Origin of the sequence: Pseudomonas sp. HN2-3, assembly GCF_020691745.1 — a bacterium.
Classification (GTDB): domain Bacteria; phylum Pseudomonadota; class Gammaproteobacteria; order Pseudomonadales; family Pseudomonadaceae; genus Aquipseudomonas; species Aquipseudomonas capeferrum.
Window position 1 is genome coordinate 1,715,775 of the sequence record NZ_CP085704.1, and the last position, 26,365, is coordinate 1,742,139.

The following is a 26,365-nucleotide window of genomic DNA, read 5'->3' on the forward strand; positions in this document are numbered from 1 at the left end:
AGGGGCCCAAGGTTGACCGAGTCAATATGCTGACTCGCGGGGTGATTTCCAGCGCTTGGGTCAAATACTTGTCAACTGTGCGTTTTCTGAGCATAGCCGGGCATTGGCGGGTGTGTGGAAAATGGCTGAAATCCATTGTTTATTGTGTTCGGTATGCAACGATCAGTGTGCGTCAGTGGTCGAGATCAGGGTTGGTCATTTTTCTCGGAGAAGCGCGATGCAAGGGCGCAAGGCAATGATGATCCTGCACGGCAAGCAGGCGATGAACGAAGCGCTGCGCAGTGCCGTTCTGGCGATGCGCGAGACCGGCTGGGTGCTGGATGTGCGGGTAACCTGGGAGGCCGGGGATGCCCAGCGCCTGGTGGCCGAGGCACTGGCAGCCGGCTACAGCCATATCGTCGCCGGGGGCGGTGACGGCACCTTGCGCGATGTGGCAGAGGCCATGGGCCTGGCGGCGACCGACGCCAGCCTGGCGCTGATGCCGCTGGGCACCGCCAATGATTTTGCCAAGGCTGCGGGGGTGCCCTTGGAGCCGGCAGAGGCGCTGGCGCTGCTGAACAACCCGGCGCAACCAATCGACCTGGGGCAGGTCGGTGATCAGTTGTTTCTCAATATGGCCACCGGTGGCTTCGGCAGCCAGGTCACGGCGAACACCTCCGAGGACCTGAAAAAGGTCCTGGGCGCTGCTGCCTATCTGTTCACGGGGTTGTCGCGTTTCAGCGAGTTGCAGGCGGCGTCGGTAGAGCTGCAGGGCCCGGATTTTCACTGGCAAGGTGACGTGCTGGCACTGGGTATCGGCAATGGCCGGCAGGCCGGCGGTGGCCAGGTACTGTGCCCGGATGCGCTGGCTGACGATGGCCTGCTCGACATCGCCATCTTGCCGGCGCCGCAGGAGGTGGTGGGGGCATTGCGCGACCTGGTGGCCGGCGATGGGTTGTTTGTGCGGGCCAGGTTGCCGTGGGTTGAAATCAAGAGCTCGCAGGGCCTGGACATCAACCTCGATGGCGAGCCGTTGCAGGCCGACAGCCTGCGCTTCGAGGCAAGGCCAGCGGCGCTGCGCCTGCACTTGCCGGCCGGGTCGCCGTTGCTCAGTCGTCCAGGCTGATGATTTTTTCGCGCACCGCGTATAGCACCAGGCCTGCCACATCGTGAATCTGCAGGCGTTTCATGATCTGCGAGCGGTGGGTTTCCACGGTTTTTATCGAAAGCCCCAGGCCGCTGGCGATCTCCCGGGTCGATTTGCCCCGCACGATCAGGCGCAGGATTTCCAGTTGGCGGGCAGTCAGGGTGTGGCGCTCGCCGCTCGGTTGCTTGCGATGCTGAGTGTGCAGCAATGCCTGGTTGATGACCGTGTGCGCGATTGCCGGGCTGAGGTAGCGCTCGCCGTTGCGCAGGGCGCACAGGGCCTGCTCCAGTTCGGTGGCGCTGGTGTCCTTGAGCAGGTAGCCATGGGCGCCGCTTTCCAGGGCGCGCATGATCAGGTCCGGGTCGGTGTGCATCGACAGGATCAGCACCTTGCAGGTGCTGCCGCTGGCGCTGAGTTGGGTCAGGGCATCCAGGCCGCTGGTCGAGCGCATGGAGATGTCCAGCAAAACGATATCGGGTGCCAGCGTGCGCACCTGCTCAAGTAACAGATTGCCGTCGTCGGCCTCACCGACCACGCAGTAGCCAGGGATGTCGGAGACCAGCGCGCGCACCCCGGCGCGTATCAGTGAGTGGTCGTCGACCAGCAGCAATTTACAGGTCATGGGCGGTCAAGGTCCTGGCGCGTTCCCGGGTGCGCGGCGGCCACGGGAACAGGGCTTCGATCTGCGTGCCAAGGCCCGGCTGGCTGGTGATCTGCAGGCGGCCTTGCAAGGCTGTCACGCGTTCCTGCATGCCAGCCAGGCCACGCTGGCCCGACGCGGCCGGGTGCCTGGCGGGGAGAAAACCGCGACCATCGTCCTCGATCTTCAAGGCAAGCCCGGCGTGGCTGCGTTGCAGGCGGATCGACAGGTTGCGCGCCTGGGCATGGCGCAGCATGTTGGTCACGGCCTCCTGGGTGATGCGAAACACGGCCATCGCGACGGCTTCGTCAATGCCCCTGAGGCGCTGGTTGCATGCCAGGCTCCAGTGCACGTCGGTGTTTTCCAGCGTGCGCAGCAGGTGCGCGCGAAGGCTGGCTTCGAGCCCAAGGCTGGCCAGTTGCCGCGGGTTGAGCAAGGCGGAAACATCGCGCACGTTGCCAAGGGCGTCGTCGAGCGTGGTGCGCAGGGTATCGCAGTGGCTGTGCAGTTCATCGGGCACCCGCCGTTGCAGCCATTGCAACTGAAGCTTGGCGGCGGTGAGCAGTTGGCCGATGTCGTCATGCAGTTCGCGGCTCAGCTGCTGGCGCTCGCCTTCTTGAACCTTGAGCATGCGCTTGGCCAGTTCTGCCGGGTGCAGGCGGATCGACCCTGCCCCCAGGCTTACCTGCAGGCCCACGCCGAGCATCGCCGCAGCGTGCAGCAGCAACAGGCTGGCTGGCATCGGTTTGCCGGCCATGTACAGCAGCAGGTTGGCGACCACCGAGGCCACGCACAATACTATCGTCGTCCAGCGCAGCAGCGCAGTACGGGAGCAGCAGCGCAGGGGAGTCTTCAAGCGTGGGAACATAAATAGAGAAGCCACTGAAGTGTTGCTGATGGAGGCCTTGCACACGTCTTGCTAGAGGCTCTGGCGCATTACTTTCGAAGTTTTGCCGGGTCACGTCCTCAATCAGCCTTGTTACAGACTGCAGGCATTCGCTGGCGAGCATGGTAACACTTCGCGTGGCGTTGGTCGCTGCTGGGCAACGCTTTGAAACCTCATGGTTTACGGGGTATTCCGGGACGTCCGTCCGATTAGCGCAAGTAGCAAAATGCCATCCGTTATTCGGCTGGCAATCACTTTCAGAGCAACTAGCGGGTTAATGCCAGCGGTATTGCGGCCGACACTTGGGGGAACTTCCAAGTTAGACCATCGTGGGCTTGAACAAGGCCCTTAGTTGCTCTTCGGGTGAGTTAATGCGCAGCGCGAGGGCGCGTGTCGGGGGTAGCGTCTACGTGGGGGTGAAGGCAGCGGCTGCCCTGTTCTTCGCACGAGGCACACGTTTGCGGTAGCGGTTGTTCCAAAACACTGGCCAATTCAGTAAGCAGCGTGACCTGTTCACCGCTATCAAGGTTCAGCTGCCCGGTGCTGGGGTCTGTCAGCTCCAGTTGCCAGGCCAGCAGAGTCAGGCAGGCATCCGTCGCCGGCAAGGCCCCACGCAGCAGGCGTTGCTGCTCGCAGGCGGGTGCCAGCAGTTGCTGCAATACGGTGGTGTAGTGGGCAACCTCAACCAATTGCAGGCGGCTGGCACGGCGGGCCAGGGTGTCGAGGGCGGTGTTCAGGCACTTGCAGGCATCTGCATCGTTGTCGATCAGCTCCAGGTGCTGCAGGCACTCCTGGGACTGAGTCAGCAAGACATGCGCATCCAGCAGAAACTCCTGCAGGGCAGCTTCAAACGATAAGGCACTGTCCATCAGGACGCTCCAGCGCTTGGAGCTGCAGCAAGGGGCGGACACGGCGATACGATAGCGAGCAAAAGCCTGACTCCATTCATGCAATGAGAATGGTGTCACATTAATGGCTAATGGATATCGCGAACATCAGGTTGCACCCGATTGCCACTAAGGGTTTCCCTGATGTGCGGCTAGGGTGCAACAAGGTGCAAAGCGGCAGACAGCCACCGTGAAGTGCCCGCAGTAAAGCATGATGGTAAAGTGATATCAATTGCCTCGGCGGCATTTTCCAGCAAGGGTCAAGGTGTGCGTGAATCCGCCGATACAGGGTGAAGAACTCAACTTTTCGACTCAAGCCTGGGGGCTTCCAATGGCTGGCATTCTCGACACGGTAGACCAACGCACGCAATTGGTGGGTGAGAACCGCCTGGAAATTCTGATGTTTCGCCTGGCAGGTCGGCAGCTGTTCGCGATCAACGTGTTCAAGGTGCAGGAGGTGCTGCAACTGCCCAAGCTGACGCTGATGCCGCAGCGCCATGCCTTCGTCTGCGGGGTGGTCAACCTGCGTGGGCAGACCTTGCCGGTGATCGACCTGTCCCAGGCGATTGGCATGCGCCCACTGCAGCCTGGGCCGGACAGCACCATCATCGTGACGGAATACAACCGCTCGGTGCAGGCCTTCCTGGTGGGTGGCGTGGACCGCATCGTCAACATGAACTGGGAAGCGATCATGCCGCCGCCTACCAGTGCCGGGCGCCAGCATTACCTCACCGCCATCACCAAAGTCGACGAGCAACTGGTCGAAGTGATCGATGTGGAGAAGGTGCTGGCTGAGATCGTGCCCTACAACGCCAAGGTCTCCGGCGAACGCCTCGCCGACCCGGTGCTGGCCCGCGCCAGAGGGCGTGAAGTGCTGCTGGTGGACGACTCCAGCGTAGCCCTGGCGCAGTTGCGCGACACCCTGTCGCAACTGGGCATGAAGTTGCACGTGGCCAGCGATGGTCTGAAAGCCTTGCGCCTGCTCAAGAGCTGGGCCGATGCCGGTGAGGATGTTTGCGAGAAGCTGCTGATGGTGTTCACCGATGCCGAAATGCCGGAGATGGACGGCTACCGGTTGACCACCGAGATCCGCAGCGATGCCCGCCTGCGTCAGCTCTACGTGGTGCTGCACACCTCGTTGTCGGGCAGTTTCAACGAGTCCATGGTCAAGAAGGTTGGCTGTGACAACTTCTTGTCCAAGTTCCAGCCGGATCGTCTGGTCGAGGTGGTCAAGCAGCGGCTGCTGCTGGATTCCGCTACTGCGTGATACCGGGCCCTGCGGGGTATAAGCTTGGCGTTTTGAATGACGCGAGGCGGCAGGGATGTTTCTGAGTGAGTTGTATCGGTACCCGGTGAAGTCGGGGCGGGCGCAAAGCCTGCAGGCGTCACCGGTTGGCCAATTGGGGTTGTTGGGTGACCGTCGCTGGATGGTGGTGGAGGCAGACAATGGCCGCTTTCTCACCCAACGTGCCTGGCCTCAGCTCGGCCAGCTCAGGGCGAGCTACGATGCTGCCGGGCAGTTGTTGCTGGAGGCCCCAGGGCAGGCGCCACTTCGCGTGCCCGTACCGCTTGCAGACGACGACCTGCGGGGGGTGACCCTCTGGCGTGACACCCTGCGGGTACCGGATGCCGGCGATGCGGCAGCGCTGTGGCTGTCGGCGCTGCTTGGCAAGGACGTGCGGCTCGTCTATTGCCCGGAACAGCGGGCGCGTTATCTGCCCAATGGTTATGGCCTCAACAGTGACCGTGCGGCGTTTCCGGATGGTTTTCCGCTGCTGTTGATCGGCCAGGGTTCGTTGGACGAATTGAACCGGCGCATTGGCCGGCCGATGGAGATGCTGCGGTTCAGGCCGAATCTGGTGGTGCAGGGTGCAGAGCCGTTTGCCGAGGATGGCTGGAAGCGGATTCGCATCGGCGCGCTGGAGTTTCGAGTGCTCAAGCCCAGTGTGCGTTGCATTTTCACCACGATCGACCCGTTGACCGGCGAGCGCAGCGCAGACCGCGAGCCGATGACTACGCTCAAGACGTTCCGCGAGAAGGAGGGGGATGTGTTGTTCGGCCAGAACCTGGCCGTGGATGGCAGTGGCGTACTTGAAGTAGGTATGGAAGTCGAGGTCTTGTAGGCGCGGCCTTCCGTTGCGAAAGGGCCGCGCAGCGGCCCCTACACGACCCCGACGCAGCTACATATCGTCGAAGTACCGCTCGTGCCAATCCACCAGCGGCTGCGGCGAGTTGAGCTTCTGCCCGTAGATCACCGAATACGACAGCACGTTCTGCACATACTGACGTGTCTCATCGAAGGGTATCGATTCGACCCAGACATCGAAGCTCAAATGCTTGGCGCCCTTGAGCCACTGGCGTACTCGTCCGGGGCCTGCGTTATAGGCCGCAGAAGCCAGTACCCGGTTGCCATTGAACTGGCTGTGTACCTGGCTCAGGTACGCGGCCCCCAACTGGATGTTCTTGTCCGGGTTGAACACCTGCGCAGGCGAGGCCAGCGGGATGCTGAACTTGCGCGCGGTTTCCTTGGCGGTGGCCGGCATCAGTTGCATGAGGCCGCTGGCGCCCACGCTGGAGCGTGCATCTTCCATGAAGGCGCTTTCCTGGCGGGTGATGGCAAACACCCAGCTCGAATGCAGCCCACGGACCTTGGCCTCGCGCACCAGGGTGTCGCGGTGGGCCATCGGGAAGCGGATATCCAGGTCATCCCAGTACTTCGCCTGGCTGATGGTGCGGATGGCCGGGAAGTACCAGCGCAGGTCGTAGGCCAGGCGTGCCTGGGCGACCATCTCGTCGCGGTTGAAGTGGCGGCTGACGTGGTACCACTCGCGGCGCCCATCGACGATCTGCCCGCGGGCATGGAATTCCAGCGCGCGCTGGATGCCCGGGGTGTTGCGCACCTTGCTGACCAGTTGCGGGCTCAGTACCAGTGGCTTGTTGTTCAACTGGTAGGGGGTCTGCGCCCGGTCGGCTGCAAGGAACCCATAGAAATCACGCTCGCGCGCCACGGTCTTGTACAGCAGGGTGACCTGCGGGTTGTTCGGCTGGGCCAGCTCAAGGCTGCGGGCTTGCCAGTACTTCCAGCGGCTACTGCTGGCCAGGTCCTGGGGCAGGCGTTTGGTCAGCTCGTAGGCATCCTCCCAGCGGCCCAGGCGCAGCAGCAGGCGCAGGCGCCATTCGCTGACGGTGTTGTCACGCAGCTCGGGGTCGTAGCGGGTCATCAGGTCGAGCGCGCGAGGGTCGTAACGGCGCGCCAGGGTCAGGCCGATTTCGCGGGCGATGGCGACTTTTTCATCGCGCGAGAAGTGCATGCGCTGGGCGTAGTCGTCGAGCAGCGCCATGGCCCGCTCCGGGTCCTGCCGGGCCAGGCGGCGCAGGCCGAGGCTGACCACGTCGGACATGGCTTCGTTGACCGGGCTGAAGCGCGATGGCTGGTTGAGCAGCTCGGGTTTTTGCGCCACGTCGATCAGCAGACGCCCTTGTGGGCCGAGCGTGGTCAAGGTCTTGACCAGGTTGTTGGCCAGGCCGTAGTTGCGTGCCTGTGCCGCCAGTTTGGCGCGGTTCCAGCGCTTGGCCTCGGTCAGTTGGCCTTCGGCGGCCCACATGCCGAACAGGGTGTCACAGGCCGCCGGTTGCGACTTGCCGACGTTCCACAGCTTGTCGGCCGTGGCATACCCTTCGGCGCGCAGGCCGTGGCTCAACTGGTACTGGCCGTTGAGGCAGTCCAGTTCGGTGAAATTGAGTTTGGGGTCGTAGTACTTGACGAAAGTATTCCATTCGCCGCGCTCGGCCAGCCAGCGCAACCAGCGCAGTTTCATCCAGTTGGACTGGGGCAGGTCGCCATGCTTGGCCAGGAACCCTTCGATCTCCTCGTTGCTGGCGCTTTTCAGGCGCGCGGTCAGCTCGTCGTACGTGAGGTAAGGCGTCAGCGGGTAGTCGCGCAACTGTTGGGCATAGCGCAGGTAAGGGCCTTTGTCGCCCTTGGCCAGGGCGCGCTTGGCCTCGTCGTAGTACTGGCGTTGTTGAGTGAGGTCGAGGGCCTGCGCCGCGCTGGCGGTGGCGGCGGTAAGCAGCAGGCAGGATGCAATCTGTAACAGGCGGCTGCGCATGATACGTCCGGGCAGTTGAACCATGGGGAAGTGACGGCGAAGCCAGCACTGTTGGAAGCTATGGCCTTAGCTTAGCCGTTTGCCGGCGGCAGATGAAAGCACAGTGCTTGTATCAAGACATTAAGTTCGACCAGATGTCGTAAAGCCCTCGCAGGGTGGTCAACTTAATGCCCTCGGGCCCCAAGTCAGGTAGAATGCGCGCCCGATTTCTGGAGACCAATATGACCCTGCTCAAATTCAGCGATGTGTCCCTCGCATTCGGCGCCATGCCGCTGCTGGACAAAGTGTCCTGGCAGATCGCTCGTGGTGAGCGGGTGTGCATCATCGGCCGCAACGGCACCGGCAAGTCGAGCATGATGCGCCTGGTCAAGGGCGAACAGAAGGGCGACGACGGTGAGATCTGGCGCGCCCCGGGCCTGAAAATCGGCGAGCTGCCGCAAGAGTTGCCGCTGGCCGACGAGCGCAGCGTGTTCGATGTGGTGGCCGAGGGCCTTGACGGCGTGGGTGCGCTGCTGGCCGAGTTCCACCACCTGAGCCAGAACATCCAGGGCGACGAAGACCTGGAAAAACTCATGCACGTTCAGCACGAACTCGAAGCCCGTGACGGCTGGCGCCTGCAGCAAGTGGTGGATAGCACCCTGAGCCGCCTGCAACTGCCCGCCGACAAGACCCTGGCCGAGCTGTCCGGTGGCTGGCGCCGCCGTGTGCTGCTGGCCCAGGCGCTGGTGTCCGAGCCTGACCTGCTGCTGCTCGATGAACCGACCAACCACCTGGACATCGGTGCGATCGCCTGGCTTGAAGAGGCGCTGCGCGGGTTCAATGGTGCGGTGCTGTTCATTACCCACGACCGCTCCTTCCTGCAAAACCTCGCGACCCGCATCCTCGAACTGGACCGCGGTGGCCTGATCGACTGGAACGGCGACTACGCCAGCTTCCTGGTGCACAAGGAAGCCGCGCTGGCCGCGGAAGAAACCGCCAACGCGCTGTTCGACAAGCGCCTGGCCCAGGAAGAAGTGTGGATCCGCCAGGGCATCAAGGCCCGCCGTACCCGCAACGAAGGGCGTGTGCGTGCCCTCAAGGCCTTGCGCGTCGAACGCGGCGAGCGCCGTGAGCGTCAGGGCAAGGCGAACATCCAGATCGAAGCGGCCGACAAGTCCGGCAAGCAGGTCATGGTGCTGGAGAACGTCAGCTTCGCCCATGCCGAAGGCCCGATGCTGGTCAAGGACTTCTCCATGGTCCTGCAGCGCCAGGATCGCATTGGCCTGCTGGGTGCCAACGGTACCGGCAAGACCACCTTGCTCAAGCTGATGCTCGGCGACCTGGAGCCTACCTCGGGCAAGGTCGAGCGTGGCACCAAGCTGGAAGTGGCGTATTTCGACCAGATGCGTCATCAGCTCGATCTGGAAAAAACCGTGATCGACAACCTGGCCGAAGGCCGTGACTTCATCGAGATCGATGGCCAGAACCGCCACGTGCTGAGCTACCTGGGCGACTTCCTGTTCAGCCCCCAGCGTGCCCGGACCCCGGTCAAGGCGCTGTCGGGTGGCGAGCGTGCACGTTTGCTGCTGGCCAAGCTGTTCAGCAAGCCGGCCAACCTGCTGGTGCTCGACGAACCGACCAACGACCTGGACGTGGAAACCCTCGAACTGCTGGAAGAGGTGCTGGCCAACTACAAGGGCACGGTGCTGATGGTCAGCCACGACCGGGCCTTCCTCGACAACGTCGTCACCAGCACCCTGGTGTTCGAAGGTGGGGGCAAGGTACGCGAGTATGTCGGCGGCTATGAGGACTGGATCCGTCAGGGCGGTTCGCCCAAGCTGCTGGGGGTAACCGAGAGCAAAGGCGGCAAGTCCGAACTCAACAGCGCAGTGGTTGAGAAGCAGGAAGTGCAAGCGGCACCGGCGCCGGTGGCGGCTGCTGCCGATGCCTCGAAGAAGAAGCTCAGCTACAAGCTGCAGCGTGAGCTGGAGATGCTGCCTGGGCAAATCGACGAGGTCGAACAGCGCATGGCGGCGGCCCAGGAAGAGGTCAATGCACCAGGTTTCTATCAGCGGTCGATCGAAGAGACCACCGCGGTGCTGGCCAAGATCGAGCAGTTGCAGGCAGAGCTGGATGTGCTGGTAGAGCGCTGGGCCGAGCTGGAAGGGTGATCAGCTTTTGATCTGCACTGGCTTCTTCGCGGGTAAACCCGCGAAGAAGCTGGCACAGGTCAACTCATTCCTTCTTCAGCAAGCGCACTGCCAGCACATCGCAGGGTGCGCCGTGCAGTACATCGTTGGCGGTGGAGCCCAGCAGCAACGCCAGGCCATGCCGGCCGTGGCTGCCCACGACGATCAGGTCGCACTTCTGGTCCTTGGCCAGTTGGTGGATTTCCTGGCGTGGCTGGCCGTAGGTCAGGTGCGAATCGCCGCGCTGGATGTCCGGGTACTTGTTGAACAGGCGGTCCATGCGCTCTTTGGCCTGGTCGAACTGCTGTTGCTGCAGTTGCGACAGGTCCATGGGGACGTCACCGCCAAAAGCCATGGCCATGGGTTCGACGATGTGCACCAGCGAGACCTTGGCGTTGTACGGCGCTGCCAGCGCCATGGCACGCTTGATCACCGGGTCGCATTCCTCGGTCAGGTCGACGGCAACCAGAAGATGTTCGTAGGACATGAGCGGTACTCCTGACAATCGCGATAGAAGAAGTATGGTCGCTTTCGGGCGGGTCTTCCGTGAAAAATGGCTAACCAGCTCATTTGCAACGCTTTATGGGGTCTACTGATATGACGGTATTGCTGGTGGTGTCAATCCTTGCGCTGATTCTCAGCCCGCTTTCCTGGTTGCGCACATCGCGCAAGCAGAGCGAGCAGATGAACCTGCGCCTGGAAGCGCGGCGCATGGGGCTGGCCATGCAGCTGGCGCCCCAGCAGTGGCCGCACTGGCTGGTAAAGGAGCCGCCAAGCCCCTGCCCGCAGTACCATCGCGCACGGCGCCGGGGGCGTGAGGACAGCTTCTGTTACTGGCAGGTCACGCCGGGCGTGTGGTGGAACCAGTGGCGCGAGCCGTGTGAGGACCCGCGCCTTGCCGAGGCCTTTGCGCGCTTGCCCGCCAGCGTCTACAAGGTCGAAGCCGACCCGCGCATGATCGCCTTGTACTGGACCGAACGGGGCGATAAATCTGTATTGCAGGATATTGCCCAGGTCTTCGAAACACTCGCCTGACACATGGCTTAACGACAAAGCGGCGGCTTGGCAGAGCCCCTGAAGGGGTGGGGTGCCAAGTCGCCGCTTTGCGTTCTGCTGCGCAGAAAAGGCCAGGCAGGCCGGGAATGCTTGAAGCCATTGGCAGTGTAGTCGGCTGCCAGTGAAATGCCGGAAAAATCTTCCCCTCGCAGGGTCACTCCCTCCTCCTCGTGGTCAATCGCTGACATGAATGCCCCGTGATCACTGACGTCATGCTTTGTACCCAGACGCTACAAAATGACCGGAAAGTCGTGTTTTCGCTCTGTGCGTGAGCATTTGACAACGCTGATCTTTTCGGAGAATGTGTGCACACCCAAATCAAACGGGCGTATGAATTGAGCGTTTGTATGTCACACGGCTCGTTCATAGTCCCGACTAGCGCGCTGACGGGTGTGCCTGGGGCAGGGCCACATGGCCTGCCTGGGCAGCAGCGACCGGCGTGTACAGTTAGCTTCCATATCGTGGAGATCAGTTGATGATTTACGAAGGTAAAGCCATCACGGTTAAGGCTCTTGAAAGTGGCATCGTCGAACTCAAGTTCGACCTCAAGGGTGAGTCCGTCAACAAATTCAACCGCCTGACCCTGAACGAGCTTCGCCAAGCCGTCGATGCCATCAAGGCCGACGCTTCGGTCAAAGGCGTAATCGTCAGCAGTGGCAAGGACGTGTTCATCGTCGGCGCCGACATCACCGAGTTCGTCGACAACTTCAAGCTGCCCGAGGCCGAACTGGTCGCTGGCAACCTGGAAGCCAACCGCATCTTCAACGCCTTCGAAGACCTCGAAGTGCCGACCGTAGCCGCCATCAACGGCATCGCCCTGGGCGGCGGCCTGGAAATGTGCCTGGCGGCCGACTACCGGGTCATGTCCAGCAGCGCCAAGATTGGCCTGCCTGAAGTCAAACTGGGTATCTACCCAGGCTTTGGCGGTACTGTGCGCCTGCCACGCCTGATCGGCTCGGACAACGCTGTCGAGTGGATTGCAGCCGGCAAGGAAAACCGCGCCGAAGACGCCCTGAAAGTAGGCGCCGTCGATGCCGTGGTCGCCCCGGAGCTGCTGCAGGCTGGTGCCCTTGACCTGATCAAGCGCGCCATCAGTGGCGAGCTGGACTACAAGGCCAAGCGCCAGCCGAAACTGGAAAAACTCAAGCTCAATGCCATCGAGCAGATGATGGCGTTCGAGACGGCCAAGGGCTTCGTCGCCGGCCAGGCTGGGCCGAACTACCCAGCGCCGGTCGAAGCGATCAAGAGCATTCAGAAAGCCGCCAACTTCGGCCGTGACAAAGCCCTGGAAATCGAGGCCGCTGGCTTTGCCAAGCTGGCCAAGACCTCGGTTGCCGAGAGCCTGATCGGCCTGTTCCTGAATGACCAGGAGCTCAAGCGCAAGGCCAAGGCTCATGACGAAATCGCCCATGACGTGAAGCAGGCTGCCGTGCTCGGCGCCGGCATCATGGGTGGCGGTATCGCCTACCAGTCGGCGGTCAAGGGCACGCCGATTCTGATGAAGGACATCCGCGAGGACGCCATCCAGCTGGGCTTGAATGAAGCCTCCAAGCTGCTGGGCAATCGCGTCGAGAAGGGCCGCCTGACCCCGGCGAAGATGGCTGAAGCACTCAATGCCATCCGTCCGACCCTGTCCTACGGTGATTTTGCCAACGTCGATATCGTCGTCGAGGCCGTGGTCGAGAACCCTAAGGTCAAGCAAGCTGTGCTGGCAGAAGTCGAAGGCCAGGTGAAAGAGGATGCCATCCTCGCGTCCAACACCTCGACCATCTCCATCAACCTGCTGGCCAAGGCGCTCAAGCGCCCCGAGAACTTCGTCGGCATGCACTTCTTCAACCCGGTGCACATGATGCCGCTGGTCGAAGTGATTCGTGGCGAGAAGTCCAGTGATGTGGCGGTTGCCACCACCGTGGCCTACGCCAAGAAGATGGGCAAGAACCCGATCGTGGTCAACGACTGCCCGGGCTTTTTGGTCAACCGCGTGCTGTTCCCGTACTTCGGCGGCTTCGCCAAGCTGGTCAGTGCAGGGGTCGACTTCGTGCGCATCGACAAGGTCATGGAGCGCTTCGGCTGGCCCATGGGCCCTGCATACCTGATGGACGTGGTCGGCATCGACACCGGCCACCATGGCCGCGACGTCATGGCCGAGGGCTTCCCGGACCGCATGAAAGACGAGCGCCGCTCGGCGGTAGACGCCCTGTACGAGGCCAACCGCCTGGGCCAGAAGAACGGCAAAGGCTTCTACGCCTACGAGACCGACAAACGCGGCAAGCCGAAGAAGGTGTTCGATGCCGCCGTGCTCGACGTGCTCAAGCCGATCGTGTTCGAGCAACGTGAAGTCAGCGACGACGACATCATCAACTGGATGATGGTCCCGCTGTGCCTGGAGACCGTGCGCTGCCTGGAAGACGGCATTGTCGAGACCGCCGCCGAAGCTGACATGGGTCTGGTCTACGGCATCGGCTTCCCTCCGTTCCGCGGTGGTGCGCTGCGCTACATCGACTCGATTGGTGTCGCCGAATTCGTCGCCCTGGCCGATCAGTACGCCGACCTGGGGCCGCTGTACCACCCGACCGCGAAGCTGCGCGAAATGGCCAAGAGCGGCCAGCGTTTCTTCAACTGAGCGGCCAACGCAAGAGTAGAGCGAGAGATTTGATATGAGCCTCAATCCAAGAGACGTGGTGATTGTCGACTTCGGTCGCACACCAATGGGCCGCTCCAAGGGTGGCATGCACCGCAACACGCGCGCCGAAGACATGTCCGCGCACCTGATCACCAAGCTGCTGGAACGCAACGGCAAGGTCGACCCTAAAGAGGTCGAGGATGTGATCTGGGGCTGCGTCAACCAGACCCTGGAGCAGGGCTGGAACGTCGCCCGCATGGCCTCGCTGATGACCCCGATCCCGCATACGTCGGCGGCGCAGACCGTCAGCCGTCTGTGCGGGTCATCGATGAGTGCGTTGCACACCGCCGCCCAGGCAATCATGACTGGCAATGGCGATGTGTTCGTGGTCGGGGGTGTCGAGCACATGGGCCACGTCAGCATGATGCATGGCGTCGACCCCAACCCGCACCTGTCCTTGCATGCCGCCAAGGCTTCCGGAATGATGGGCCTGACGGCAGAGATGCTCGGCAAAATGCATGGCATCAGCCGCGAACAGCAAGATCTGTTCGGCCTGCGTTCGCACCAGCTCGCCCACAAGGCGACGGTCGAAGGCAAGTTCAAGGACGAGATCATCCCGATGCAGGGCTATGACGAGAACGGCTTCCTGAAGGTCTTCGATTTCGACGAGACCATTCGCCCGGAAACCACGCTCGAAGGGCTGGCGTCGCTCAAGCCTGCGTTCAACCCCAAAGGTGGCACCGTTACCGCCGGTACTTCGTCGCAGATTACCGACGGCGCTTCGTGCATGATCGTCATGTCTGGCCAGCGTGCCATGGACCTGGGTATCCAGCCATTGGCGGTGCTTCGCTCGATGGCCGTGGCCGGTGTCGACCCGGCGATCATGGGCTACGGCCCGGTGCCGGCGACCCAGAAAGCCCTCAAGCGCGCCGGCCTGACCATGGCCGATATCGACTTCATCGAGCTCAACGAAGCCTTCGCTGCACAGGCCCTGCCAGTGCTCAAAGATTTGAAAGTGCTCGACAAGATGGATGAGAAGGTTAACCTGCACGGCGGCGCCATTGCTTTGGGCCACCCGTTCGGTTGCTCTGGGGCACGGATTTCCGGCACCCTGCTCAACGTCATGAAGCAGAATGGCGGTACTCTGGGGGTCGCTACCATGTGCGTCGGCCTCGGCCAGGGCATCACCACTGTCTTCGAACGCGTCTGATCGCGTTGCGGGACAGCAGCCGGGGCCATGTGCCCCGGTTTTTGTTTTTTACAAGATTTGTTCAAGAGGGTGAGTAGCATGCAGATACAGCCAGGCGTATACCGGCACTACAAGGGGCCTGAGTACCGTGTCTTCAGTGTTGCGCAGCACTCCGAGAGCGAAGAGTGGATGGTGTTCTACCAATGCCTGTATGGTGATTACGGGTTCTGGGTACGCCCCCTTTCGATGTTCCAGGAGTCCGTCGAGGTTGACGGCGAGCAGGTGCCACGCTTTGCTTTGGTCAAGGCCGAAGAGGGGCTGCCAGGGTTGCTTGGCAAGTCGCACGTGTGAACGACCGCGCTTGACCTCACTCTTTTGCCACTATATATAGCGGTGCCGCGTCTGGCACCTGACGCGTTTTTCATCTTTCAGATTCAGGAATACTCCGATCCATGGGCAAATCGCTGGTCATTGTGGAATCCCCGGCCAAGGCCAAGACCATCAACAAGTACCTGGGCAACCAGTACGTGGTGAAGTCGAGTATCGGCCATATCCGAGACCTCCCCACCAGCGGTTCGGCCAGCGCTAGCAAAGAGCCGGCCGCCAAGCGTGGCAAGGCTGCGGGTGAGGCGCCGGCCCTTTCGCCGAAAGAAAAGGCACGCCGCCAACTGGTGGCGCGCATGGGTGTCGACCCCGATCACGGCTGGAAGGCCAAGTACGAGATCCTGCCTGGCAAGGAAAAGGTGATCGAAGAACTGCGCCGCCTGGCCAAGGACGCCGACACCATCTATCTCGCAACCGACTTGGACCGCGAAGGGGAGGCCATCGCATGGCACCTGCGCGAAGCCATCGGTGGTGACGACAGCCGCTACAAGCGCGTGGTGTTCAACGAAATTACCAAGAAGGCCATCCAGGAGGCCTTCTCGCAACCGGGCGAGCTGGACATCGACCGCGTCAATGCCCAGCAGGCGCGACGCTTCCTCGATCGCGTGGTGGGCTACATGGTTTCGCCGCTGTTGTGGGCCAAGATTGCCCGTGGCTTGTCGGCCGGCCGGGTCCAGTCGGTAGCGGTGAAGCTGGTGGTCGAGCGCGAACGCGAGATCCGCGCCTTCATCCCCGAAGAGTACTGGGAGATCCACGCCGACCTCGGCACCGCCAAGAACGCCAAGGTGCGTTTCGAAGTGGCGCGCGAGAAGGGCGAGGCTTTCAAGCCGCTGAATGAAGCACAGACCATGGCTGCACTGGAGAAGCTCAAGGCTTCCAGCTACAGCGTGGTCAAGCGTGAAGACCGCCCGACCAGCAGCAAGCCGTCGGCGCCGTTCATTACCTCCACCTTGCAGCAGGCGGCGAGCAACCGCCTGGGCTTCGGGGTGAAGAAAACCATGATGATGGCCCAGCGTCTGTACGAAGCCGGCTACATCACTTACATGCGTACCGACTCGACCAACCTGTCGGCTGATGCCCTGGACATGGCGCGTGGCTACATCGAGCGCGAGTTCGGCAAGCAGTACCTGCCGGAAAACCCGCTGGTGTATAGCAGCAAGGAAGGGGCTCAGGAGGCGCACGAAGCGATTCGTCCTTCCGACGTCAACACCCACCCGACCAAGCTCAGTGGCATGGAGCGCGACGCAGAGCGCCTGTACGAGTTGATCTGGCGCCAGTTCCTGGCCTGCCAGATGCCGCCGGCGCAATACCTGTCCACCAGCGTCACTGTAGCCGCTGGCGACTTCGAGCTGCGTGCCAAGGGCCGTATCCTCAAGTTCGACGGTTACACCCGTGTGCTGCCGCAACAGAGCAAGCCTGGCGAAGACGACGTACTGCCGGAGATGGTCCAGGGTGAAGCGCTCAAGCTGATCCAGATCGACCCGAGCCAGCACTTCACCAAGCCACCGGCGCGGTTCACCGAAGCGAGCCTGGTCAAGGAAATGGAAAAGCGCGGCATCGGCCGCCCGTCGACCTACGCCGCGATCATCTCGACCATCCAGGACCGTGGCTATGTGACCCTGCACAACCGCCGCTTCTACTCCGAGAAGATGGGCGACATCGTCACCGAGCGCCTGTCCGAGAGCTTCGCCAACCTGATGGACTACGGCTTCACCGCCGGCATGGAAGAAAACCTCGACGACGTGGCCCAGGGCGAGCGTGACTGGAAGAACGTGCTCGACGAGTTCTACGGCGACTTCAGCAAAAAACTGCAGACAGCCGAGTCGGCCGAAAACGGCATGCGTGCCAACCAGCCGACCATGACCAACATTGCCTGCAAGGAATGTGGTCGCCCAATGATGATTCGCACCGCCTCGACGGGCGTGTTCCTTGGCTGCTCGGGCTACACCCTGCCGCCCAAGGAGCGTTGCAAGGCAACCGTCAACCTGGTGCCGGGTGACGAAATTGCAGCGGACGATGAAGGCGAGTCGGAATCCCGTGTTCTCTTGGGCAAGCACCGCTGCCCGATCTGCGCCACGGCGATGGACGCTTACCTGCTGGACGAGAAGCACAAGCTGCACATCTGCGGTAACAACCCGGACTGTGTGGGCTACGAGATCGAAGAGGGTAGCTACCGCATCAAGGGCTATGAAGGGCCGAGCCTGGAGTGCGACAAGTGTGGCAGCGAGATGCAGCTCAAGACCGGCCGCTTCGGCAAGTTCTTCGGTTGCACCAACCCTGCGTGCAAGAACACCCGTAAGCTGCTCAAGAGCGGTGAGGCGGCGCCACCGAAGATGGACAAGGTGGACATGCCGGAGCTCAAGTGCGAGAAGGTCGATGACACCTACGTGTTGCGTGACGGTGCTTCGGGGTTGTTCCTGGCGGCCAGTCAGTTCCCGAAAAACCGCGAGACACGTGCACCACTGGTGTTGGAGATCGTCCCGCACAAGCATGAGATCGATCCGAAGTACCACTTCCTCTGCGATGCACCGCAGAAAGACCCGGAAGGGCGTCCAGCGGTAATTCGCTACAGCCGCAAGACCAAGGAGCAGTATGTGCAGTCCGAGGTCGATGGCAAGCCGACCGGCTGGAAGGCGTTCTACGACGGTAATGCGTGGAAGGTTGAAGACAAACGCTGATTGGCGTTGAACTGGGGGCCGCTTTGCGGCCCCCAGTCATTTCAGGGACATTCAGCTTGCGGCCGGGCAGGGCTTGCCGGAAACTGGCTGCAATCGTTCTGCATCTCAGGGGAGGGCATTAAAATGGCCCAGGAACTCTACACCCGCACCAATCAGAAGCTGTTCTTCGCAGGCCTCGCACTCGAGTCCATGGCCAAGGCCGAACAGGGCCAGGCAATGAACGCCCAGGGCCTGGTCCAGGCCGAACGCGAATCGGCACTGTTCCACCTGTACGGTGCTCTGCTGGGGCTGTGCCATGAGATCGGCGGTTTCTACCGCTTGCCGGCAGGGGCTAATGTCGAGCAGCTGCTGGCTGGCGATGCTTTTAATGAGATTGCTATCCCGGAGGTGGCCGAGCTGCTGGAATTGTCCCGCCAGCGGGAAACCTGGCTGGCGCAAATGCTCAGTGCTTATGCCGATCTGTTCCGACCACCGGTCGCGAAAAAAACGCCTAAAACCGATGTCACCCAGCCGTTGATCCAGGCCGTCAATCTCGATGAGCCCGAGCAACCCGCGCTGTCGCGTGAAGAATTGGAAAGCTGGCGCAGCAACCTCAAAAGCTTGGTGAGACGTTTCCGTGACGCGTTGAGTGAGTGCTGATAGCCGCTGCGGCTGGTACAATGCTGGCCTTTCGTGGAGAACAGCCTTTTATGTCTACGTCTTTTCTGGAAATTGTCGAGTTGCCTGATGGCCGGATCGAACTGCGTCGTGCGGAGGATGAGGGCTCTCTGGTAACCCTGGATTTCTCGGAAGACGCCAAGGTGTTCCTGCAGGGTCAGCATGTGGAAGTGGCCAAGGCCATGCTCAGTGTGGGCGTGCAGATGGCAGGTCGCCTGATGGACGGCGAGCTCGAACGCGAAGAAGGCCCTCGCGTTCTGCATTGATCGGCGTGCAGGGTATCAGCGGTTTCTGAGTGACAGGCAAAGCCTGAACATCAGCCGAGGCGGATGTTCAGGCTTTGTGCGTTTCCGGCACTGGCTGAGCGAAGCAGCAGTTGACGCGCGCTGGCATTGACGCTGCCAAGCCAGCTGACCACGGTGTGGCTGCGGCCCAGGCGCAGCGCTTCGCAAGTGAGTTGCAGTGGGCTCTGATTGCCACGAGGGTGCAGCAGCAGGATGCGTTCGCGGTTGAGGCCGGCATCGCGCAACCAGGCCTGGGTCAGGCTTGCGGGTGGGGCGATCAGGGTCAACCAGCGGGCATCGTCCTCTTCGCTCAGTTCGCGCAGCACCGGGGCCAACAGGCTCTGGCAGTGCCCGGCAGCGCCGCGCAGCGACAGCTCGCTGAACAGATCGGGCTGGCTGATCTTGCGCGCCTGCTCACTGGCTTTCAGGCCGGGCAGGATGGGCTGGGCTAGAAATGCTTCGAACAGTGGCAACTGGGCTTGCTCGGGTGCGTGAATGAACTGCTGCATGGCGCCTCCTGGATCAGCGGCGTATGACGCCGACGCTCAAGCCCTCGATCACCAGTTCCTGTTCTTTCAGGTCGACTTCGATGGGGGCGAATTCGGGGTTTTCGGCAAGCAGCCAGACCTTGGTGCCTTCGCGCTTGAAGCGCTTGACGGTCACCTCGTCACCGATGCGGGCGACGACGATCTGGCCATTGCGGGCTTCGCGGCAGGTGTGCACTGCCAGCAGGTCGCCGTCGAAGATGCCGACATCCTTCATGCTCATGCCGTGTACGCGAAGCAGATAGTCGGCGTGAGGGTGGAAGAAGCTCGGGTTGATGTTGCAAGATTGCTCGATGTGCTGCTCGGCGAGGATCGGTGCGCCGGCTGCGACCCGGCCAATGATCGGCAGGCCGTTCTCTTCGGCCTTGGTTTCAAGGCCCGGGATACGGATGCCGCGGGATGCGCCCGGGGTCATCTCGATGGCGCCTTTGCGGGCAAGGGCCTTGAGGTGCTCTTCGGCGGCGTTGGGCGATTTGAAGCCCAGCTCCTGAGCGATTTCAGCGCGCGTCGGAGGGAAACCGTTGTCTTCAAGGCAACGTTTGATGAACGCGAGAATTTCGGCTTGGCGTGGCGTCAGTTTCAACATGGTGAGCGCTCTGTCTTTTTATACAGTGACTGGGATTATATACAGTACTGGATGAGCTGCAAGCGCCAAGCAGCAACAAAAAGTGCCGCGCGGGCCAACTTGTCGCTTGCAGCGTGTAAAGGGGCGCTTTTAAATGGCGACCGCCCGGTCACCGAGCCTTGACAGAAGCAGGACTGAAACGTATGTTTCAAACACCTGTTTGTCTGGCGGAATAATCATGGCCCAATCGGAAACCGTTGAACGCATTCTCGATGCTGCCGAGCAGTTGTTCGCGGAAAGAGGGTTTGCAGAAACGTCGTTGCGGCTGATTACCAGCAAGGCCGGGGTGAACCTGGCAGCGGTCAACTATCACTTCGGTTCCAAGAAGGCCCTGATCCAGGCGGTGTTCTCGCGCTTCCTTGGGCCGTTCTGTGCCAGCCTCGAGCGTGAGCTGGAGCGTCGTCAGGCGCGCCCGGAGCAAAAGCCCAGTCTCGAAGAGCTGTTGGAAATGCTCGTCGAGCAGGCCCTGGCCGTGCAGCCGCGCAGCAATAACGACCTGTCCATCTTCATGCGCCTGTTGGGGCTGGCTTTCAGTCAGAGCCAGGGGCACTTGCGCCGCTACCTGGAAGACATGTACGGCAAGGTGTTCCGCCGCTACATGCTGCTGGTCAACGAGGCTGCACCACGGGTGCCGCCGCTGGAGCTGTTCTGGCGCGTGCATTTCATGCTCGGCGCCGCCGCGTTCAGCATGTCCGGCATCAAGGCCCTGCGTGCCATCGCCGAGACCGATTTCGGCATCAATACCTCGATCGAACAGGTCATGCGCCTGATGGTGCCATTCCTGGCTGCGGGCATGCGCGCCGACAGCGGGGTTACCGACGAAGCGATGGCAGCGGCCCAGCTGCGCCCACGCAGCAAGACCAGCGCCACCACCGCCAAGGCCTGAAGGCTGGGCGGGGCAGGGCGCTTCGGCTAAGCTAGCGCCCATGCCCGATCTCGATTTTTTGCACATATCCCTTGCCGACCAGTGCCTCTATGGGTTCACCCAGGGGCGGCTGTGCGTGCGCATGGTGGTTTCTACGGCGCGCAACGGCGCTGGCGAGCGCAACGGTTCGGGCTGCACCCCGCGCGGGCTGCATCAGGTGCGGGCAAAAATTGGCACGGGCCTGCCGCTGAACGCAGTGTTGCGCGGGCGGCGCTGGACCGGCGAAGTCTGGTCGCCCGAGCTGCAGGCGCAGTTCCCCGGGCGTGACTGGGTGCTCACCCGCATACTTTGGCTCAGTGGCTGCGAGCCGGGCGTCAACCGCCTGGGTGCGGTCGACACGTTCCGGCGCTATATCTACCTGCATGGCACCCCGCTGAGCGAACCTTTGGGCGTGCCGCTGTCCCATGGCTGCATTCGCCTGCACAACACCGATTTGGTTGCCCTGTTCGACCGGGTGCCGGCCCATTGCCGCGTGCGCATCGAACAGGCGGCTTGCCCCCAGTGGGCTTCTTTAAGTCTTCAATGAAGGATTTCCCATGACCGTCAGCCTGCAAGGCTCCCTGATGGTGGACATCGCCGGTAAATGGCTGACCGCCGAAGACCGTCACCTGCTGCGCCAGCCTGAAGTGGCCGGCTTGATCATTTTTGCCCGCAACATCGACAGCCCGCGCCAGGTGCGCGAACTGTGTGCGTCGATCCGCGCGATTCGCCCTGAGTTGATCCTGGCGGTCGACCAGGAGGGTGGTCGGGTACAGCGGCTGCGCCAAGGTTTCGTGCGCCTGCCGGCCATGCGTGCGCTGGCCGACAACGACAACGCCGAGTACCTGGCGGAACAATGCGGCTGGTTGATGGCCACCGAGGTGTTGGCTGTAGGCCTGGACCTGAGCTTTGCGCCGGTGCTGGACCTGGATCACCAGCGCAGCGCCGTGGTCGGCAGCCGCGCCTTCGAAGGTAACCCGCAGCGTGCCACGCAGTTGGCGGCGGCCTTTATCCGTGGCATGAACGCTGCGGGCATGGCGGCCTGTGGCAAGCATTTCCCGGGGCATGGTTGGGCCGAGGCCGATTCCCATGTGGCCATCCCCACTGACGAGCGCAGCCTTGAGCAGTTGCGCCAGGCGGACCTGGTGCCGTTCACCCGGCTCAGCGGGCAACTGGCGGCGGTAATGCCGGCGCACGTGATCTATCCGCAGGTCGACAACCAGCCGGCGGGCTTCTCGCGGCGTTGGTTGCAGGACATCCTGCGGGGCGAGTTGGGCTTTGACGGGGTGATCTTCAGTGACGACCTGTCCATGGCCGGTGCGCACGTGGTCGGGGATGCCGCCAACCGGATCGAGGCGGCCTTGAGCGCCGGTTGCGACATGGGCCTGGTGTGCAATGACCGGGCGGCGGCGGAGCTGGCATTGAGTGCGGCGCAGCGGCTCAAGGTCAAGCCTTCGCCGCGCATTGCGCGGATGCAGGGGCAGGGCTTTGCACGTACCGATTATCGCCAGCAGCCGCGTTGGCTGGAGGCGTTGGGGGCCTTGAAAGAGGCGCAGTTGATCGACTGAGTTTGGCCAAGAGGCGCATGTCTTGAGGCTTGAGGTGTATTGGAGATCGAGCGCCGCCCGCGCGGCGCTCGATTCTGAAGGCGCCGTAAACCCCAAGCGGACGCCGTAAGCTCAGCGCCCGCGCTTGCCAGGCAGCGGCGCGAACAGCGCTTCGATCTCCTCATCCCCCAGCCGCCACTGCCCTGCCTGCCCACCATCGAGCAGGCTCGAGGCCAGTGCCGCCTTCTCCTGTTGCAACAACTGGATTTTCTCTTCCACGGTGCCGCGGGTGATCAGCTTGAACACGAACACCGGCTTGTCCTGGCCAATGCGGTAAGCGCGGTCGGTGGCCTGGTTCTCGCTTGCCGGGTTCCACCAGGGGTCGAAGTGGATCACCGTGTCTGCAGCCGTCAGGTTCAGCCCGGTGCCACCTGCCTTGAGGCTGATCAGAAACACCTCGCTGTCCCCCTGCTGGAATGCCTGCACCGGTGTGCGGCGGTCACGGGTGTCGCCGGTCAGCAGGCTGTAACGGACTTTGCGCTTCTGCAGTTCCTGCTCGATCAGTGCCAGCATCGAGGTGAACTGGGAGAACAACAATACCCGGCGGCCTTCACTGAGCAGCTCTTCGAGCATTTCCAGAAGCGCCCCGAGCTTGCCCTTGTCGGCCTGGTTGCCCTTGGTTTCAACGCCCTTCACCAGGCGCAGGTCGCAGCACACCTGGCGCAATTTGAGCAGGGCGTCGAGGATGATGATCTGGCTACGCGAGGCGCCATTGCGGGCGATCTCGTCGCGGACCTTCTTGTCCATGGCCACGCGCACGGCTTCGTAGGTGTCGCGCTGGGCATCGCTGAGCTCGACCCAGTGGACCATTTCGGTCTTGGCAGGCAGCTCGGTGGCTACCTGCTCCTTGGTTCGGCGCAGCAGGAACGGGCGGATGCGGCTGGCCAGGTGGGCCAGGCGCTCGGTATCGCCATGGCGTTCGATCGGGGTCCGGTAGGCCTGGTTGAAGTGCTTGAGGTCGCCCAGCCAGCCAGGCATCAGGAAGTGGAAGATCGACCACAACTCGCCGAGGTTGTTTTCCATGGGCGTGCCGGTCAGGCACAGGCGTTGTTCGGCCTGCAATTCGCAGACGGCGAGGGCCGCCTTGCTGGTGCTGCTTTTGATGTTTTGCGCCTCGTCGAGCACCAGCAGGTGCCAAGGCTGCGCGCGCAGGTGTTCGAGGTCGCGGGGTACCAGGGCGTAGGTGGTCAGGACCAGGTCGTAGTCGTGCAGCGCGGCAAAATGCTTGCTGCGCCCCGGGCCGTGTAACGCCAGCACGCGCAGGTCGGGGGCGAAGCGTTGGGCTTCGTCGAGCCAGTTCGGTACCAGGCTGGTCGGCATCACAGCCAGGGCCGGGGCGGTCAGGCGCCCGGACTGTTTTTCCAGCAGCAGGTGCGCCAGGGCCTGCAGGGTCTTGCCCAGGCCCATGTCATCGCCGAGGATGCCGCCGGTACCCATTTCGCGCAGGGCCTGCAACCAGTTCAGGCCTTGTTGCTGATAGGGGCGCAGGGTGGCGTTCAGCTGCGTGGGCGGCGCGACCTGCAGGTCGCGCGCATCGCGCAGGCGCTTGCCCAAATCGCGCACATGCGCACCACCTTCCCAGTGCAACGGCAGGTGATCGAGTTCGTTCAGGCGCGCGGCATCTGCACGGTCCAGGCGCAGCGAGGGGCCTGCGGCGTGTTCATGCAGGTACAGTTCGCCAAGGGTGCCCATGACGGCCTTGATGCGGCCGTAGGGCAGGGCGACGCGCAACGCAGGGCTGTCGAGGCGGCCGCGGTTGAGGTCGATCAGCAGGTGTTCGTCATCGCTGCGCCGGGCCAGTTCGGTGGCGCGCAGCAGCTCCGGGTTGCTGCGCAGCAACTGCAGCACGATCGGCAGCAGGCTGTGGCGCTGGCCATCGACCACGATGCCCAGCTCCAGGTCGAACCATTCATGGCCGGGGGCTTCGTCGATGTTGGCGTACCAGTCGTCCACCTCTTGCAGGTTGAAGGCAAAATCACGGTGGATATCGATCACCCAGCCGTCTTCACGCAGGCGCGCCAAGTCGTTGCGGGCAAAGTGCAGCCAGGCCTCGTCATCCGGCAACTGGTGCATCTCACCGGCGCTGTCGGGCAGGGCTTTGCTCTGCCGGGTGGCGGCCTTGAAGCCCAGGTCGCGCAAGGCTTTGCGCAGTGCCTGCTCGGCTTTGGGCTGGCGGCGAATGCGCTGGCTGGTGGCGTCGACCAGGCGGGTCAGTGGCTTGTCGTCGTTGCCACTGGTGCGCAGGCCATCGTAGTCGAACGACAGCGCGGCGCGGTGCTGCATCTGGCGCTGCATGCGGCCGGTCTTGGGCATGTAGGCGCTGAATTCGAGGCTGCCCAAGGTCAGGTGAGGGCGCGGCTGGATGTCATCGATCTGTTCGCTGCGCACGGTTGTGGGGGTCGGCACCTGCCGGTTCAGCGCATTCAAGCGATGGCTCAACGGAATGATCAGGTGCTCGGGAACCGTGGGTGCACTCGCCAACTGACTGGCAATGAACGGGTCAAGGTCATGCAGCAGCTTGCCGGTCTGCCCGTTCTGGGTGTCCACGTAATAGAGTGGGTCGAGCGGCAGTGCCAACCGGTGGGCATGTTCATCATGGTGCCAGGCGCCGCGATAGCTACCGTTGTCCAGTCGCACCCAGCGAAATTCGGCAGGCAGGTCCGGGCCTTGGGCCAGTGGAGCCTGTTGTTCGTCGTACAGCAAGCGGCCGGTGGCCAGCGCATACTCATAGAGTTCGGCGCCCTTTTTGCCTTCCAGTCGCGCAATCGGCAGGCTGTAATCCTTGCCGAGGGCATCGATCAGCCGGAGTGCGCGCAAGTCCTCATCGGTCACGTATTTGGGCGTGTAGTAGATGAGCTCGGGCATCGAACTGGGGCGGCCCAGCTTCAAGGTGCCATCGGCCTGCCGGGTGCCTTTGAAAACGCTGAGCATGCATTGGCCATGGTTGTTGCTCACCACGTAGTAGAGTGCGGGGCCTTTTCGCTTGGCAGGCTCCGCAGTGGGTGCTGCTGGTAGTTCCAGCGCCTCCACCCAGTGCGCGAGTTCGGGGGGCAGTTCAAGGGATTGCTGCGCTGACTGCGTGGCAGCAAGGGGCTGGTCTGGCGCGCCTTCGATAAAGTCCGGGCCACGTTCCAGCACATAGAGCGCCGCCGCGCAGTGTTTGCAATTGTCACCGACCGGGCACGAGCACGTTCCCTCGCATTCAAGGCCGTCCTCGGTCATGTCCAGTTCGATGCGTTGGTGGTATTCGCGGCCACCGGAACCCGCACATTGAGCGCGGATGGTCAGGTCGAGGATCGATACGATCTTGCTCCTGCCATCCTCGGCATAATCCAGGCCGCGCTGCAGGGTTTTGCGGTCAAACGTGAACGTCCACCCGTCATGCTCGCGGACGAAGAACTGCGCATCGCTCTCGCTCACATCACTGCTCCATCATCTCCGGGTCAAGCGCCGGCAGTTTGCGCATCCCGGCCGGGGTCACCTTCAGCAGCACCGCCAGGTGCCCGCCGTCGAGGAAGGTCAGCTGGCCGGCCTTGACGTTGCTGTTGCTCTGCTTGAATTGCTCGCTGCGCAGCACGCTACCGTTGCTGTCGAGCTGGTTGACCCAGAAGTTGGCCTGCACGGCAATGAAGCGGCCTTCGGCGATGCTCAGGTTGCCTTCGATGGGGAAGTGGCCGAACTGCTCTTCACCCTCGCTCAGGGCGATGCGGCTGGGCTCGCTGCCGGCCTGCTGCTGCCAGGCCTTGTGCATGAGCACGGTGTAGTCGGCGGTGGCCTGCAGGCGGGTGACCTCGTCCTCCAGGCCCAGCGGGCGCTCGGCCGCCTTGTCCAGGGGGTTGCCGTCGGCGCGCCAGTTTTCGGGCGCGAACGGGCTGGTGAAGGCGGGCACGCTGTTTTGCCGCACCAGGATCATTTCTACCTGATACACCCCTTCGGCGAAGGCTGTTGGCGCGAACAGCGCCAGCAGCAGGGTCAGGCAACGGATGGCACGCATGGA

General features: G+C 62.5%; 23 protein-coding genes. 14 read left to right on the top strand and 9 right to left on the bottom strand.

Annotation, left to right across the window (positions count from 1 at the left end):
- The first annotated feature begins 217 nt into the window (after positions 1–217).
- On the top strand, positions 218–1,105 hold the full coding sequence (gene yegS / locus LJX93_RS07805) for a lipid kinase YegS (protein WP_033700440.1): 888 nt from the start codon (positions 218–220) through the stop codon (positions 1,103–1,105).
- Here yegS and LJX93_RS07810 read toward each other — a convergent pair.
- The 3 genes from LJX93_RS07810 to LJX93_RS07820 form a co-directional block, all read right to left on the bottom strand.
- Positions 1,089–1,748 (bottom strand): response regulator, encoded by a 660-nt coding sequence (locus tag LJX93_RS07810; RefSeq protein WP_033700438.1) that lies wholly within the window; start codon positions 1,746–1,748, stop codon positions 1,089–1,091. The two genes, yegS and LJX93_RS07810, sit on opposite strands and share 17 nt — an antisense overlap.
- Positions 1,738–2,634: a sensor histidine kinase gene (locus LJX93_RS07815; protein ID WP_227696898.1), complete on the bottom strand. Its 897-nt coding sequence runs from the start codon at positions 2,632–2,634 to the stop codon at positions 1,738–1,740. The genes LJX93_RS07810 and LJX93_RS07815 overlap by 11 nt, the downstream gene beginning before the upstream one ends.
- A gap of 386 nt (positions 2,635–3,020) precedes the next feature.
- Positions 3,021–3,521, bottom strand: coding sequence for a hypothetical protein (locus tag LJX93_RS07820; RefSeq protein ID WP_047583289.1), 501 nt, complete (start codon positions 3,519–3,521; stop codon positions 3,021–3,023).
- Between the two features lie 349 nt (positions 3,522–3,870).
- On the opposite strand from LJX93_RS07820, the gene LJX93_RS07825 reads away from it, so the two are divergent.
- On the top strand, positions 3,871–4,806 hold the full coding sequence (locus LJX93_RS07825) for a chemotaxis protein CheV (protein WP_033700434.1): 936 nt from the start codon (positions 3,871–3,873) through the stop codon (positions 4,804–4,806).
- 55 nt (positions 4,807–4,861) lie between these two features.
- Complete coding sequence (locus LJX93_RS07830; RefSeq protein WP_033700433.1) at positions 4,862–5,662, top strand: MOSC domain-containing protein; 801 nt, start codon at positions 4,862–4,864, stop codon at positions 5,660–5,662.
- 57 nt (positions 5,663–5,719) lie between these two features.
- Here the strand turns inward: LJX93_RS07830 and LJX93_RS07835 are convergent, their stop codons facing one another.
- A complete protein-coding gene (locus LJX93_RS07835; protein ID WP_227696899.1) occupies positions 5,720–7,648 on the bottom strand; it encodes a transglycosylase SLT domain-containing protein in 1,929 nt (642 codons plus the stop codon).
- Between the two features lie 221 nt (positions 7,649–7,869).
- Here LJX93_RS07835 and LJX93_RS07840 point away from each other — a divergent pair, with 221 nt between their 5' ends.
- Positions 7,870–9,798: an ATP-binding cassette domain-containing protein gene (locus LJX93_RS07840; RefSeq protein ID WP_033700430.1), complete on the top strand. Its 1,929-nt coding sequence runs from the start codon at positions 7,870–7,872 to the stop codon at positions 9,796–9,798.
- A gap of 64 nt (positions 9,799–9,862) precedes the next feature.
- Here LJX93_RS07840 and LJX93_RS07845 read toward each other — a convergent pair whose 3' ends face one another.
- Entirely contained in the window at positions 9,863–10,303 is a 441-nt protein-coding gene (locus LJX93_RS07845; protein WP_033700428.1) for a universal stress protein, read from the bottom strand.
- Between the two features lie 110 nt (positions 10,304–10,413).
- Here LJX93_RS07845 and LJX93_RS07850 point away from each other — a divergent pair, with 110 nt between their 5' ends.
- The 7 genes from LJX93_RS07850 to LJX93_RS07880 all read left to right on the top strand — a co-directional run bounded on the left by LJX93_RS07850 (position 10,414) and on the right by LJX93_RS07880 (position 18,669).
- Entirely contained in the window at positions 10,414–10,851 is a 438-nt protein-coding gene (locus tag LJX93_RS07850; RefSeq protein ID WP_047583292.1) for a hypothetical protein, read from the top strand.
- Positions 10,852–11,347: 496 nt separating this feature from the next.
- Positions 11,348–13,495, top strand: a complete 2,148-nt coding sequence (gene fadB / locus LJX93_RS07855) for a fatty acid oxidation complex subunit alpha FadB (protein ID WP_047583293.1) — start codon at positions 11,348–11,350, stop codon at positions 13,493–13,495.
- A 34-nt stretch (positions 13,496–13,529) separates the two neighbouring features.
- Entirely contained in the window at positions 13,530–14,705 is a 1,176-nt protein-coding gene (gene fadA / locus LJX93_RS07860; protein ID WP_033700424.1) for an acetyl-CoA C-acyltransferase FadA, read from the top strand.
- 78 nt (positions 14,706–14,783) lie between these two features.
- On the top strand, positions 14,784–15,035 hold the full coding sequence (locus LJX93_RS07865) for a DUF1653 domain-containing protein (protein WP_033700421.1): 252 nt from the start codon (positions 14,784–14,786) through the stop codon (positions 15,033–15,035).
- A gap of 101 nt (positions 15,036–15,136) precedes the next feature.
- The gene (gene topA, locus LJX93_RS07870; RefSeq protein WP_033700418.1) at positions 15,137–17,746 is read left to right on the top strand and encodes a type I DNA topoisomerase; all 2,610 of its coding nucleotides are present in this window, start codon (positions 15,137–15,139) and stop codon (positions 17,744–17,746) included.
- Between the two features lie 123 nt (positions 17,747–17,869).
- Positions 17,870–18,385: a DUF6586 family protein gene (locus tag LJX93_RS07875; RefSeq protein ID WP_033700416.1), complete on the top strand. Its 516-nt coding sequence runs from the start codon at positions 17,870–17,872 to the stop codon at positions 18,383–18,385.
- A gap of 50 nt (positions 18,386–18,435) precedes the next feature.
- Positions 18,436–18,669 (top strand): hypothetical protein, encoded by a 234-nt coding sequence (locus LJX93_RS07880; protein WP_028632474.1) that lies wholly within the window; start codon positions 18,436–18,438, stop codon positions 18,667–18,669.
- A gap of 50 nt (positions 18,670–18,719) precedes the next feature.
- Here LJX93_RS07880 and sulA read toward each other — a convergent pair whose 3' ends face one another.
- Both sulA and lexA read right to left on the bottom strand, forming a co-directional pair.
- Entirely contained in the window at positions 18,720–19,196 is a 477-nt protein-coding gene (gene sulA / locus LJX93_RS07885) for an SOS-induced cell division inhibitor SulA (protein ID WP_033700413.1), read from the bottom strand.
- Positions 19,197–19,209: 13 nt separating this feature from the next.
- Positions 19,210–19,818, bottom strand: coding sequence for a transcriptional repressor LexA (gene lexA, locus LJX93_RS07890; RefSeq protein ID WP_033700412.1), 609 nt, complete (start codon positions 19,816–19,818; stop codon positions 19,210–19,212).
- A 217-nt stretch (positions 19,819–20,035) separates the two neighbouring features.
- Between lexA and LJX93_RS07895 the strand changes: the two genes are divergently transcribed.
- The 3 genes from LJX93_RS07895 to nagZ are packed head-to-tail and all read left to right on the top strand — an operon-like array spanning position 20,036 to position 22,329.
- Positions 20,036–20,743 carry a TetR/AcrR family transcriptional regulator gene (locus LJX93_RS07895; protein ID WP_227696901.1) on the top strand — a complete coding sequence of 236 codons (708 nt, stop codon included), beginning with the start codon at positions 20,036–20,038 and terminating at the stop codon, positions 20,741–20,743.
- Positions 20,744–20,783: 40 nt separating this feature from the next.
- Entirely contained in the window at positions 20,784–21,308 is a 525-nt protein-coding gene (locus tag LJX93_RS07900; RefSeq protein WP_227696903.1) for a L,D-transpeptidase, read from the top strand.
- A gap of 22 nt (positions 21,309–21,330) precedes the next feature.
- Positions 21,331–22,329 (top strand): beta-N-acetylhexosaminidase, encoded by a 999-nt coding sequence (gene nagZ / locus LJX93_RS07905; RefSeq protein WP_177326498.1) that lies wholly within the window; start codon positions 21,331–21,333, stop codon positions 22,327–22,329.
- Between the two features lie 111 nt (positions 22,330–22,440).
- Here the strand turns inward: nagZ and LJX93_RS07910 are convergent, their stop codons facing one another.
- Entirely contained in the window at positions 22,441–25,788 is a 3,348-nt protein-coding gene (locus tag LJX93_RS07910) for a DEAD/DEAH box helicase (protein ID WP_227696905.1), read from the bottom strand.
- Between the two features lies 1 nt (position 25,789).
- A complete protein-coding gene (locus LJX93_RS07915; RefSeq protein ID WP_033700403.1) occupies positions 25,790–26,362 on the bottom strand; it encodes a CsiV family protein in 573 nt (190 codons plus the stop codon).
- Between the last annotated feature and the right edge of the window lie 3 nt (positions 26,363–26,365).

Coding starts and splice junctions, on each gene's coding strand:
- LJX93_RS07810 (WP_033700438.1), bottom strand. CDS start 1,748: ATGACCTGTAAATTGCTGCTGGTCGACGACCACTCACTGATACGCGCC.
- LJX93_RS07915 (WP_033700403.1), bottom strand. CDS start 26,362: ATGCGTGCCATCCGTTGCCTGACCCTGCTGCTGGCGCTGTTCGCGCCA.
- sulA (WP_033700413.1), bottom strand. CDS start 19,196: ATGCAGCAGTTCATTCACGCACCCGAGCAAGCCCAGTTGCCACTGTTC.
- LJX93_RS07895 (WP_227696901.1), top strand. CDS start 20,036: ATGGCCCAATCGGAAACCGTTGAACGCATTCTCGATGCTGCCGAGCAG.
- LJX93_RS07815 (WP_227696898.1), bottom strand. CDS start 2,634: ATGTTCCCACGCTTGAAGACTCCCCTGCGCTGCTGCTCCCGTACTGCG.
- LJX93_RS07865 (WP_033700421.1), top strand. CDS start 14,784: ATGCAGATACAGCCAGGCGTATACCGGCACTACAAGGGGCCTGAGTAC.
- LJX93_RS07845 (WP_033700428.1), bottom strand. CDS start 10,303: ATGTCCTACGAACATCTTCTGGTTGCCGTCGACCTGACCGAGGAATGC.
- LJX93_RS07875 (WP_033700416.1), top strand. CDS start 17,870: ATGGCCCAGGAACTCTACACCCGCACCAATCAGAAGCTGTTCTTCGCA.
- LJX93_RS07900 (WP_227696903.1), top strand. CDS start 20,784: ATGCCCGATCTCGATTTTTTGCACATATCCCTTGCCGACCAGTGCCTC.
- lexA (WP_033700412.1), bottom strand. CDS start 19,818: ATGTTGAAACTGACGCCACGCCAAGCCGAAATTCTCGCGTTCATCAAA.
- LJX93_RS07840 (WP_033700430.1), top strand. CDS start 7,870: ATGACCCTGCTCAAATTCAGCGATGTGTCCCTCGCATTCGGCGCCATG.
- topA (WP_033700418.1), top strand. CDS start 15,137: ATGGGCAAATCGCTGGTCATTGTGGAATCCCCGGCCAAGGCCAAGACC.
- LJX93_RS07835 (WP_227696899.1), bottom strand. CDS start 7,648: ATGCGCAGCCGCCTGTTACAGATTGCATCCTGCCTGCTGCTTACCGCC.
- LJX93_RS07820 (WP_047583289.1), bottom strand. CDS start 3,521: ATGGACAGTGCCTTATCGTTTGAAGCTGCCCTGCAGGAGTTTCTGCTG.
- yegS (WP_033700440.1), top strand. CDS start 218: ATGCAAGGGCGCAAGGCAATGATGATCCTGCACGGCAAGCAGGCGATG.
- LJX93_RS07880 (WP_028632474.1), top strand. CDS start 18,436: ATGTCTACGTCTTTTCTGGAAATTGTCGAGTTGCCTGATGGCCGGATC.
- fadA (WP_033700424.1), top strand. CDS start 13,530: ATGAGCCTCAATCCAAGAGACGTGGTGATTGTCGACTTCGGTCGCACA.
- LJX93_RS07850 (WP_047583292.1), top strand. CDS start 10,414: ATGACGGTATTGCTGGTGGTGTCAATCCTTGCGCTGATTCTCAGCCCG.
- fadB (WP_047583293.1), top strand. CDS start 11,348: ATGATTTACGAAGGTAAAGCCATCACGGTTAAGGCTCTTGAAAGTGGC.
- LJX93_RS07825 (WP_033700434.1), top strand. CDS start 3,871: ATGGCTGGCATTCTCGACACGGTAGACCAACGCACGCAATTGGTGGGT.
- LJX93_RS07830 (WP_033700433.1), top strand. CDS start 4,862: ATGTTTCTGAGTGAGTTGTATCGGTACCCGGTGAAGTCGGGGCGGGCG.